This window comes from Arthrobacter sp. B6 (assembly GCF_001663775.1).
Taxonomy (GTDB): domain Bacteria; phylum Actinomycetota; class Actinomycetes; order Actinomycetales; family Micrococcaceae; genus Arthrobacter.
Genome location: NZ_KV467169.1, coordinates 463,725 through 475,002, shown reverse-complemented (window position 1 = coordinate 475,002; position 11,278 = coordinate 463,725). Strand labels below are relative to the sequence as shown.

Genomic DNA, 11,278 nt, shown 5'->3' with positions numbered 1-11,278 from the left:
CCTGGCAATGATGCTGCTCGCAGCAGCGGGAGTAGCCGCCCGCAAGACGCTGCCGGCAAGCCAGGTAAGTTCCGACACCAGTGAGGGGCACCATGGAGAGCGACCAGTCCCGGCAATCAACGGCAACCGCTTCACAGGATCAGGTGGAACCTGTGCGGCCAGCCGGGCACGGGAGGAGGATTTTCAGTGCCAGGAGCATAGTGTTCGTGGCGCTCTGCGGCATTCTTGGCTATCTGGCTTTCGCCCTTCTTCCAGTGATTGCCGGGCCGGGCAGCCCACCGGGGGCTGTGACCGGCGTGGCGGTGCAGCACACGTCCGCGGCTCCCGCACCGTCCACGCCAACCCCGACGCCGTCGGAGACCGCCAGCGTTCCGGTCCCGGCAGGTCCCTCCGCCGCGCCGCCCCAGAGACTCGTCTACCCCGCGGCGGAAATCGACGTTGTGGTCCATCCGCTGGAGCCAAGTGGTGCAGACCAGGCCACCCAGACCATCGTTCCCCCACCCACCATGGACGGCTACTGGCTCACGCCCTACGGGGTGCCGGGAGAAGGCTCGGTCAACACCACGTACGTGGCCGGCCACAGTTGGCAGGACCAGGAAGCACCGTTCAACCGGCTGAGTACCAAGGCGGCGGCGGGTGACCTGCTCACTGTTTACACTGGCACCGGAGAATTGGCCTACCGCGTGGACTCGGTCACCACCTACGTCAAGTCCGGATTGAAGGACAGCCCCATTTGGGAGGTGGTACCCAACAGGCTGGTCCTCATTTCCTGCTACACGGACGATCTCTGGGGGACCAACGTGGTGGTGGTGGCTTCGCCGGTCCTGTCGTCTCAATAATTGAGACTGATTGTCCGGCATACGGATCCCTTAATATTCTTGGAGTATGAGCGCATCCACCATTAATCTCGCTGTCATTCCCGGCGACGGCATCGGCCCCGAGGTCATTGCCGAGGCACTGAAGGTCCTCGAAAAGGCCGTTGCCGCCGAGGGCGTCGACCTCGAGCAGCACCACTACAAGCTCGGCGCCGAGCACTGGCTGGCTACCGGTGAGACCCTTCCGGACGAGGTCCTTGAGGACCTTCGGAAACGCGACGCGATCCTCTTCGGCGCTGTAGGTGCTGCCCCCGGCGATACCCGGATTCCGTCCGGCATCATCGAGCGGGAGATGCTGCTCAAGCTCCGCTTCAGCCTTGACCACTACGTCAACCTGCGGCCGTCCCGGCTCTTTGGCACCGTGGGCAGCCCTCTGGCCAACCCCGGAACCATCGATTTTATTGTGGTCCGGGAGGGAACCGAGGGCCCTTACGTCGGCAACGGCGGCACGCTGCGGGGCGGCACGCCGCACGAAGTAGCCACCGAGGTCTCACTGAACACAGCGCATGGCGTAGAACGTGTTGTCCGTGATGCTTTCCGCCGTGCCAGTGCCCGGGAACGCAAGCACGTCACGCTCGTACACAAGCACAACGTCCTCGTCTTCGCCGGCCACCTGTGGAAGCGGACGGTCGAGGCTGTGGCCAAGGAATTCCCTGAGGTGACCCACGATTACCTGCACGTCGATGCCGCCACGATCTTCATGGTTACCGACCCGTCACGCTTTGACGTGATCGTCACGGACAACCTTTTCGGCGACATCCTGACTGACCTTGCCGCAGCCATTACCGGCGGCATCGGGCTGGCTGCATCGGGCAACATCAATATGGACCGCACCGCTCCGTCCATGTTCGAGCCCGTCCACGGATCCGCCCCGGACATCGCAGGGCAGCAGAAGGCGGATCCCACCGCCGCCATCCTGTCAGCGGCCCTCCTGCTGGACCACCTCGGCTACACCGAGGCGGCCAGGAAGATCGAAGCGGCGGTCATTACCGACGTCGAAAACCGCGACGGCGGCTCCCGCACCACCAGTGCCGTTGGGGATGCCATCGCTGCATCGCTGTAGGCCGTGCCCTTGCGGCTCGGTTAACCGGCGTAAGCTAGTTTCGAATCACCAAATGCTGCCCTGGGGTTCAAGGATGAACCACGTCCACAGGCAGCCGATCGTGGAGGAACCATGACTCAGACTGCCCATGGCGTCGAATTCAACCAGCAGCCCTCGGCCACCCCGAAGTCAGCTGAAGAGCGTGCAGCCATCCTGGCAAACCCAGGTTTCGGCAACCACTTCACCGACCACACCGCCGTCGTCGACTACAGCGTCGACGAGCATGGTGTGGGCGGCTGGCACGACGCCCGGATCGAGGCTTACGGACCTATCTCGCTGGATCCGTCCGCTGCGGTCCTGCACTACGGGCAGGAGATCTTCGAAGGACTCAAGGCTTACCGCCACGCGGACGGTTCCATCTGGACCTTCCGCCCGGAGGCCAACGCCGCCCGCCTCAACAAGTCGGCCCGCCGGCTGGCCCTGCCGGAGCTTCCGGCGGAGTACTTCCTCGGCGCCATCCGCGAGCTGGTCCTGGCGGACAAGGAATGGGTTCCCGCCGGCGACGGCGAGGCCCTTTACTTGCGCCCGTTCATGATCGCCACCGAGGCTTTCCTCGGTGTCAGGGCGGCGCGGGAGGTGTCGTTCCGCGTCATTGCCTCTCCGGCCGGCAATTATTTCGGCGGCGAGCTGAAGCCCGTCTCCATCTGGATTTCCCGCGAGTACGCCCGCGCTGGCCGCGGCGGCACCGGTGCGGCAAAGTGCGGCGGCAACTATGCGGCCTCGCTCATTGCGCAGCAGGAGGCCGAGGCCAACGGCTGCAAGCAGGTGCTGTTCCTGGACCAGTTCAATGACGACGCCATTGAAGAGCTGGGCGGCATGAACGTCTTCTTTGTCATGAAGGACGGCTCCCTGGCCACTCCCGCGCTTACCGGCACCATCCTGGAAGGCATTACCAGGATGTCCGTCATCCAGGTTGCCAAAGACATGGGACGGGAAGTTGCCGAACGTAAGATCACCCTGGACGAGTGGCGCGACGGCGTTGCCTCCGGTGAGATCACGGAGGTGTTTGCGTGCGGCACCGCAGCCGTCATCACCCCCATCGGCGTGCTCAAGGACGCCACGGAGTTCATCGGCTCCGACGACGCCAAGGCGGGGGAGACCACCATGGCCATCCGGGAGCAGTTGCTGGGCATCCAGACCGGCGCGGTCCCGGACACCCACGGCTGGCTGACCCGTCTGGCCTAGCCGGGCATACAGCACAGTAAAGAAAAGTACGACGGCGGTTGGCCGGCGAGTGCTCCAGGTTGGGCATGGTGCCGGGCAGTCGCCGTCGTTCTTTGTGGCCACGTCGGATTTGGCCGTGCTGCTGTCGGTGCAAAGATGGGATGGTGACTTCAGCTTCCGGCCCCGTCCTGCTGCGCAGTTCTGCCCTGACGCAGTTCATTCTGGCTCCCAACCCGGGGCCAATGAGCCTGGAGGGCACCAATTCCTACGTCCTGCGGGCCGCCGGCAGCCCGGAGGCCGTCGTGGTGGACCCTGGCCCCGCCGACGAAGCCCATCTCCAGGCGCTTGCGGCGGCCGGCCGCCTCGAACTTATCCTTGTCACGCACCGGCACGCTGACCACACCGCCGGTTCAGCCAGGCTGCATGAGCTGACGGGCGCCCCGGTGCGGGCCGCCGACCCCGCCCACTGCCATGGCGGCGGGGCTCCGCTGGTCAACGGTGGGACCATCCGGGCAGCGGGCCTGGACATCCGGGTCCTGGTCACCCCCGGGCACACCTCCGATTCCGTGTGCTTCCACCTCCCCGCCGACGGCCCGCAGGGTTCTGTCCTGACCGGTGACACGGTCCTGGGACGCGGCACCACCATGCTGGATTACCCTGACGGGACGCTCGGCGATTATCTGGCTTCCCTGGACAGGCTTGAGGCTCTGGGGGCCGCCACGGTCCTGCCGGCCCACGGTCCGGTGCTGCCTTCCCTGGAGGCGATCGTCCGTGCCTACCGCAGCCACCGCCAGGAGCGGCTGGACCAGATCCGGTCGGCGCTGGACCGGCTGGGCCGCGATGCCGCCGTCGGCGACGTCGCCGACGCAGTGTATTCCGACGTCGGACCCTCAGTGCGGCGCGCGGCGGAAATGTCTGTTGCGGCGCAACTCGACTACCTCCGTGGATGCGCCGCCGACGGCTGAGGCTGCCGGCCACCCGGGCAGGAGACTGTAGGCTGGGAACCATGCGTATCGCCAGGTTTGTAGTCGATTCTGATCCCCTTTACGGCATTGTGGAGGGCCAGCCAGGCAGTGAGGAAATCACTGTCATCCACGGTGACCCGTTCTTCAACGGCGTGGAGCGCACGGCAGTCCACCACAAGCTCGAAGACGTCCGCCTGCTCGCGCCCATCATTCCCCGCAGCAAAGTGATCGGCGTCGGCCGAAACTTCGTGGAGCATGCCCATGAGCTCGGCAACGAGGTACCCGCCCAGCCGCTGCTGTTCCTGAAGCCCAACACCTCGGTAGTGGGCCCGAACGACCCCGTTGTACTACCCGAGTTCTCCGAAGAGGTCTCCTTCGAAGCCGAGCTGTGCGTGGTCATCGGCCGCATCTGCAAGGACGTCCCGGAAGAACGGGTCGACGACGTCATCTTCGGCTACACCTGCGGCAACGACCTCACCGCCCGCGACGTCCAAAAGACGGACCTGCAGTGGGCGCGCGCCAAGGGCTTCGACACCTCAGCGCCCCTGGGACCGTGGATTGAGACCGAGCTGGACACCGAGGACCTACAGATCCAGGGCCGGCTCAACGGCGAGCTGCGGCAGGACGGCAGCACCAGCCAGATGATCCGTGGCGTCCGGGAACTGGTGTCCATCGTGTCGCAGGCATTCACCCTGCTGCCCGGCGATGTCATCATGACCGGAACACCGGCCGGTGTTGGCCTGGTGCAGGCCGGGGACCGGTATGAGGTGGAGATCGAAGGGATCGGACGCCTGTCCAACCCCGTCGTGCGCCGCTGACCATTCGCGCGGCCAATCTTCCGTCCAGACAGCCGTAGTGCACGCCCGCCGACGGGTGCCGGGGCGGGAGGCGGCAGGACATTCGGCAGGCGGTAAAGTTGGAGCCACTATGACTACTGCTTCCGCGTCGAACTCTGCCTCCATCCCGTCTGTTACCGCCGACACCCCCGTGCGGGTCCGGTTTTGCCCGTCACCCACGGGAACGCCGCACGTTGGCCTGATCCGGACGGCCCTCTTCAATTGGGCCCACGCCAAGCACACCAAGGGCACGTTTGTGTTCCGCATCGAGGACACGGATGCAGCACGCGATTCGGAAGAGAGCTACCAGCAGCTGCTGGAGGCCCTGAAGTGGCTGGGGATCACCTGGGAAGAGGGCGTGGAGGTCGGCGGCCCGCACGAGCCGTACCGGCAGTCGCAGCGGCTGGACCTCTACAAGGACGTCGTAGCCAAGCTCCTGGATGCCGGCTACGCCTACGAGTGCTACTCGTCCCCGGAGGAAGTCGAGGCGCGCCACCGTGCCGCCGGCCGTGACCCCAAGCTGGGCTACGACAACTTCGACCGTGAACTCAGCGCAGAGCAGCTCGCGGCGTTCAAGGCCGAGGGCCGCGAGCCTGTACTGCGCGTCCGGATGCCTGACGAGGACGTCGTTTTCACCGACCTGGTCCGGGGCGACATAACGTTCAAAGCCGGAAGCATACCGGACTACGTCATTGTCCGCGCCGACGGTTCACCGCTGTACACGCTGGTAAACCCGGTGGACGACGCCCTGATGGGGATCACGCACGTGCTGCGCGGCGAGGATCTCCTTTCCTCAACCCCCCGCCAGGTGGTGCTGATCCGCTACCTCATGGAAATCGGCGTCGCCAGCTACCTGCCGCTCTTTGGCCACCTCCCATACGTGATGGGGGAGGGCAATAAGAAACTGTCCAAGCGTGACCCGCAGTCCAACCTGTTCCTCCTGCGCGACCGCGGATTCATTCCCGAAGGCCTGCTGAACTACCTCTCCCTGCTGGGCTGGAGCCTTTCTGCCGACGAGGACATCTTCACCGTGGACCAGCTGATCGAATACTTCGACGTCCAGGATGTCCTCGCCAACCCGGCGCGGTTCGACATCAAAAAGGCGGAGGCCATCAACGGGACCCACATCCGCATGCTCAACCCGGAAGACTTCCGGAACCGGCTGGTCCCGTACCTGCAGGCTGCCGGCTTTGTGGGGGACCAGCCCACGGCACGCCAGCAGGAAATCCTCACTGAAGCCGCACCCCTGATCCAGGAACGCATCACGCTGCTGGGTGAGGCGCCGGAGATGCTCGGCTTCCTTTTCAAAGCCGACGATGCCATCGACATCGCCGACGACGCCCGAAAGGGCCTGCCGGAGAACCTCACCGACGTCCTGGACGCTGCCATTGCGGCACTGGAGCCCGTCGAGGACTGGAACCCGGAGAACATCCAGACGGCCTTGAAGCAGGCCCTCGTGGAGGACCTGGGAATCAAGCCGCGGCTGGCTTTCGGTCCCGTACGCACCGCGATCTCCGGACGCCGGATCTCGCCGCCCCTGTTCGAGTCGATGGTCATCCTCGGCAAGGACTCTTCCCTTGCCCGGCTCCGCACCTTCCGCGGCTGATGGCGACGTCTCCCGGCCAGCTGGCTGACGGCTCCTTGAGGACGCCGTTCGGCACCATCAGGGGAGTCCTGTTCGACATAGACGACACCCTGGTGGACCTCGAGTACGCCATGACCACAGCCCTGCGCGAGGTCAGCGAGCACCTCCTGCCCGGCCTGGATCAGGCCGGGTGGGACCGGTTCGGCAGGATCTTCACCCACGAAACCACCCACTACTACGACCGCTACCTGGCCGGTGAGCTGACGTTCAACGACCAGAGGCTGCTCCGCGGGCGCGCGGCCCTGGGGCACTTCGGCGTGGACCTCGCTGACGGCGAGGAGGCGCACCAGTGGCTGTCCGCCTACGGGCGCCTCCAGCCCTCCTATGTCAGGGCCTTCGAGGACGTTGTCCCAATCCTCGACGCCCTTGATGCTGCCGGTATTCCCTATGGCGCCGTGAGCAACAACGTCCACGACTACCAGCGGGCCAAGCTGGACGGTGCCGGCCTGGACCGGATCAAACGCCTGGTGGGCACCGACACTGTTGGCGTGGCCAAGCCGGAGCCGGCGATTTACCTGGAGGGCGTCCGCCTCCTTGGCACACTCCCCGCGGACACCCTGTACGTCGGAGACAACCGGATGCTGGACGCGGAGGGTTCGACGGCGGCTGGACTGTTGGGAGTGTGGCTCAACAGGGTGGGGGAGCCCCGGCAGGGCTATGCAGGCCACGAAGTCACTTCCCTCAATGGGTTAATTGCCTGACCCCGGCAGGCATGTCCCCGCCGTCGGCCAGGTGTGACCCACATAACCGCTGACCGATTTGTGCGCTGGAAAAGTCTCGGGTAAAGTAATTACTCGTGCTGAGGCGCCGGGAGCGCTGGTTTAGACCTGCGGATCCGGCCCGAAAGTTCCATTGGGATATGGTGTAATTGGCAACACTACGGTTTCTGGTACCGTCATTCTAGGTTCGAGTCCTGGTATCCCAGCTCTGATAAATCCACGGATTCCTGCGGAAAATCAGGGGTTTCAAGCCGGTTCAGCCGATTTGAAACAGTGGCTGGGTGTATGAAATACTCACTTAGCCTGAACGGCAGAGATGCGGTTCAAGGAAGTACGCGGCCCCATCGTATAGCGGCCTAGTACGCTGCCCTCTCACGGCGGTAACGCGGGTTCGAATCCCGCTGGGGTCACCAAGGAATGGTCCCGGGCTGATGCCCGGGACCATTTTTGTTGTGCTGATGATCCAGGGCCTGCATTGCCGGAGCCCGCCGGAACGGTACCGGGCCTCGAATGAACTGGCATGATGTTGCTGTGACCTCCCGGAACGAGCAAAACGACCCGCTTCATTCGCAGCCGGCGGCGCCTGGATTGGCAGCAGTGGCGTTGTTGGAAGAAGTGCGCGCTGACCTGGCGGCCGCAGCACTGCCGCTTGCCCTGCCGGACGCTGAGCAGGCACGCCGCGAGCTCGGCCAGGCCGTAGCCCAACTGGATGACTACATTCTTCCTCGGTACCGCAGCCTCGATGCCCCGCTCCTGGCAGTCGTCGGAGGTTCCACCGGTGCCGGCAAGTCGACGCTGGTCAACGGTCTCGTGGGCCACCCAGTGACCCGATCCGGGGCCATCCGCCCCACCACCCGCCAGCCCATCCTGCTGCATCACCCCTCGGAGGCGGCATGGTTTGAAGGCCAGCGTGTGCTGCCCAGCTTGAGCCGGATCCGCGGATACGTAACCAACAGCCAGGTGCCCGCCAGCCGCGCAGGCGCCATCCCGGACCCGGGAGCCATGTCTTCCCTTGTTCTAGTGGCTGATTCGGCGGTGCCGGCGGGAATCGCAGTCCTGGACGCCCCCGATGTCGATTCCATCTCCGACGACAACCGGAAGCTCGCAGCCCAACTTCTTGCCGCTGCCGATCTTTGGATCTTTGTCACAACGGCCAACCGCTACGCCGACGCCGTGCCGTGGAAGCTGCTCCTGAATGCGGCCTCCCGGGACATCATGGTGGCCGTGGTTCTGGACCGGGTGCCGCCGGAGGCGGAAGCAGAAGTCAGCGAGGACCTGCGCAACCTCCTGGACAGGGAGGGACTGGCCGCCGCGCAACTGTTCATCATTCCCGAGGCCATGCTGGACCCGCTGGGCATGCTCCCTGCCTCCACGGTCCTCCCGCTGCGTTCGTGGTTGGGGGAGCTGGCCGCGGACGCCGCAGGCCGTTCCGACATCGCCCGACGCACACTCAACGGGACCATCAGGGCGCTGGCCGGCCGTGTTGCTGCACTGGCCCAGGCCCTACGTGATCAACAGCGCGCCGCGGACAACCTTGAGGCCGCTGCTGTCACCTCCTACCGCGATGCCGCCGGCCGCATTCTCGATTCCACGAAGGACGGCGCGCTCCTGCGGGGGGAAGTGCTTGCCCGCTGGCAGGACTTCGTAGGCACCGGGGAGTTCTTCCGGACCCTGGAGCAGAACGTCGGCCGGTTCCGTGACCGGATGGGCGCCTTCTTCCGTGGCGAACCGGCCCCGGCCGTGAGGGTGGAAGTGGCCATAGAAACAGGTTTGCAGGCCGTCATAGTTGATGAGGCTGCCAACGCCGCTGAGGATACGGACCAGCGCTGGCGTACCGATCCCGCGGGCCGCCAGCTCCTGGGGTCCGAGGACCTGTCCGGAACAACCCCCGGCTTCGAGGAACGGGCGGCGGCTGAGATCCGGGCTTGGCAGGAAGCACTGATGGACCTGATCCGCACTGAGGGCCAGGGGAAGCGGACGCAGGCACGGTGGTTGTCCTTTGGAATCAACGGGCTCGGTGCCGCCCTGATGATTGTGGTGTTTTCCATGACGGCGGGACTGACCGGGCTGGAGGTCGGTGTGGCGGGCGGAACCGCCGTCGTAGGCCAGAGGCTGCTCGAGGCCGTCTTCGGTGAGGATGCCGTCCGTCGCATGGCTGAAAAGGCGAGGGAGGACCTTCACGCCCGCTGTCAGCGGCTGTTGCAGGACGAACGGCAGAAGTTCCTTTCCCGGCTGCCGGCGCGTGATGAAGCCTCCCCCGGGACGCTTGCCGCGCATGCCGGCTCGCTGGCCCGGCTGGCGGACAGCGCATGAGCCGCCACAGTGACTCCCGGAATTCGTCCAGGCTTGACCGCCGGCTGCAGGCGCTCAGCGACGCCCGTGAACTCGGTGAAGGGGTCCTGCCCGATAACTCCCTCCAGGAAGTGTTCAACGTGCTTGAGCGTGCCAGCTCACGGCGGTCACTTTCGGGCGACCACACGGTGGTGGGATTCTTCGGTGCCACAGGCAGCGGCAAGTCCTCCCTTTTCAACGCGGTCAGCGGTGCTGAGATCGCGACGGCGGCAGCCCGCCGCCCCACGACATCGGAACCTTTGGCGGGGGTCTGGGGAGCCGAGGGCAGCGAACCCCTGCTGGACTGGCTGGAGGTCCGCAACCGGCATCATGCCGCAGCTGTAGACGGCTTTGCCAATGAGGAAACCGGCTTGATCCTCCTGGACCTGCCGGACTTCGATTCCACCAAGGCGTCCAACCGCGAAGTGGTTCAGCGGATGGTCGGCCTGGTGGATGTCCTGGTGTGGGTCCTTGATCCCCAGAAGTATGCTGACGCTGCTGTGCACAACGACTTCCTGACACGCCTGGCCTCCCACGAGGCCGTCACGCTGGTGGTCCTGAACCAGGTGGACCGTCTGCCGCAGGATGATGTGCAGCCCGTGCTCGAATCTCTGAGGTCCATCCTTGCCCGGGACGGGCTTGCCCGGGTCCAGGTGCTTGCGGCCTCCGCATTGACCGGGGCAGGAGTGGACGCGGTCCGCGCGGCAATCCGAAGCGTCGCGGTGAAGCGTAAGGCCCAGTCGCAGCGCCTCGCTGCCGACCTCACCAAGGCCTCCGCGGAATTGAGCGGCGTCTCCGGCGCGGGCGAAGCCGCGGGGGTGCGGCCGGCAGCAAAGACCCGGCTGACTGATGAGCTGGCGGTTGCAGCCAACGTGCCGGTGGTGGTCCGGGCAGTTCGCCAGTCCTACCGCCTTGAGTCCGTGAAGCGAACAGGCTGGCCGGTGACGCGCTGGCTTTCCAGGTTCCGGCCGGATCCGCTGCGCCGGCTCAACCTCCGGAGTGCGGCGCCATCTGAGCTGAACCGGACATCGTTGCCGCCCGCCGGTGCGCCCGAGCGTGCCAGGGCGGATGCGGCGGTACGGGAATTCGCGGACGCCGCCAGTGTGGGCGCGCCCGGGCCGTGGCGGGCCGCCATCCGGGGCGCCGCGCGGGAGGGCAGGGAACGCCTGCCTGACGCCCTGGACCAGGCCATTGCGGGAACGGATCTGGCCGCCAACCGAAATTCGTGGTGGTGGGCCGTGTTCAACGTGGTGCAGTGGCTGGCGCTGCTTACGGTGGTGGCAGGCCTCGGCTGGCTCGGCGGGCTCGCGGCCCTGGGCTATTTCCAGATGCCGGTGCCGGAGGTCCCCCGGGTCGAAGGATGGCCAGTGCCCACACTGATGATCGCTTTGGGAGTGGGCTTGGGAATCTTCCTGGCGATCACCGGCCGGTTCATCGCTGCGGCTGCAGCTAACGCCCGTGCGGCTAAGGCCCGAAAAAGGCTCAACGCTGCAGTGGCCGCGGTGGTCCAGGAACTCGTGGTGGAACCTGTCGAAGTGGAAATAAGCAGGCTCGCTGCCTTCAATGCCGCGCTGAGGACAGCCGGGGCAGGCTGAACCCAAAGGACCTGGCTGAACCCGCGGGCAGGGCTAAACCCCATGG

Annotated in this window: 9 protein-coding genes and 2 tRNA genes; all 11 read left to right on the top strand. The window is 65.7% G+C overall.

Going from position 1 to position 11,278, the window contains the following annotated elements; genetic code table 11:
• Nucleotides 1–206: 206 nt before the first annotated feature.
• The 11 genes from AU175_RS16860 (at nt 207) to AU175_RS16810 (ending at nt 11,232) form a co-directional block, all read left to right on the top strand.
• Nucleotides 207–839: a class F sortase gene (locus tag AU175_RS16860; protein ID WP_331711958.1), complete on the top strand. Its 633-nt coding sequence runs from the start codon at nt 207–209 to the stop codon at nt 837–839.
• A 46-nt stretch (nt 840–885) separates the two neighbouring features.
• A complete protein-coding gene (locus tag AU175_RS16855) occupies nt 886–1,938 on the top strand; it encodes a 3-isopropylmalate dehydrogenase (RefSeq protein WP_066292281.1) in 1,053 nt (350 codons plus the stop codon).
• A 111-nt stretch (nt 1,939–2,049) separates the two neighbouring features.
• Nucleotides 2,050–3,162, top strand: coding sequence for a branched-chain amino acid aminotransferase (locus AU175_RS16850; RefSeq protein WP_066292279.1), 1,113 nt, complete (start codon nt 2,050–2,052; stop codon nt 3,160–3,162).
• 140 nt (nt 3,163–3,302) lie between these two features.
• Complete coding sequence (locus AU175_RS16845; protein WP_066292277.1) at nt 3,303–4,106, top strand: MBL fold metallo-hydrolase; 804 nt, start codon at nt 3,303–3,305, stop codon at nt 4,104–4,106.
• A 41-nt stretch (nt 4,107–4,147) separates the two neighbouring features.
• Entirely contained in the window at nt 4,148–4,924 is a 777-nt protein-coding gene (locus AU175_RS16840) for a fumarylacetoacetate hydrolase family protein (protein WP_066292274.1), read from the top strand.
• A 109-nt stretch (nt 4,925–5,033) separates the two neighbouring features.
• Entirely contained in the window at nt 5,034–6,548 is a 1,515-nt protein-coding gene (gene gltX, locus AU175_RS16835) for a glutamate--tRNA ligase (RefSeq protein WP_066292267.1), read from the top strand.
• A complete protein-coding gene (locus tag AU175_RS16830; RefSeq protein WP_066292264.1) occupies nt 6,548–7,288 on the top strand; it encodes an HAD family hydrolase in 741 nt (246 codons plus the stop codon). Before gltX ends, AU175_RS16830 begins: the two co-directional genes overlap by 1 nt.
• Before the next feature lie 152 nt (nt 7,289–7,440).
• Nucleotides 7,441–7,512 (top strand) — tRNA-Gln (locus AU175_RS16825).
• A 131-nt stretch (nt 7,513–7,643) separates the two neighbouring features.
• Nucleotides 7,644–7,719 (top strand) — tRNA-Glu (locus AU175_RS16820).
• 97 nt (nt 7,720–7,816) lie between these two features.
• Nucleotides 7,817–9,619, top strand: coding sequence for a dynamin family protein (locus AU175_RS16815; RefSeq protein ID WP_197497165.1), 1,803 nt, complete (start codon nt 7,817–7,819; stop codon nt 9,617–9,619).
• Nucleotides 9,616–11,232, top strand: a complete 1,617-nt coding sequence (locus AU175_RS16810; protein WP_066292261.1) for a GTPase — start codon at nt 9,616–9,618, stop codon at nt 11,230–11,232. The genes AU175_RS16815 and AU175_RS16810 overlap by 4 nt, the downstream gene beginning before the upstream one ends.
• Nucleotides 11,233–11,278 lie beyond the last annotated feature (46 nt).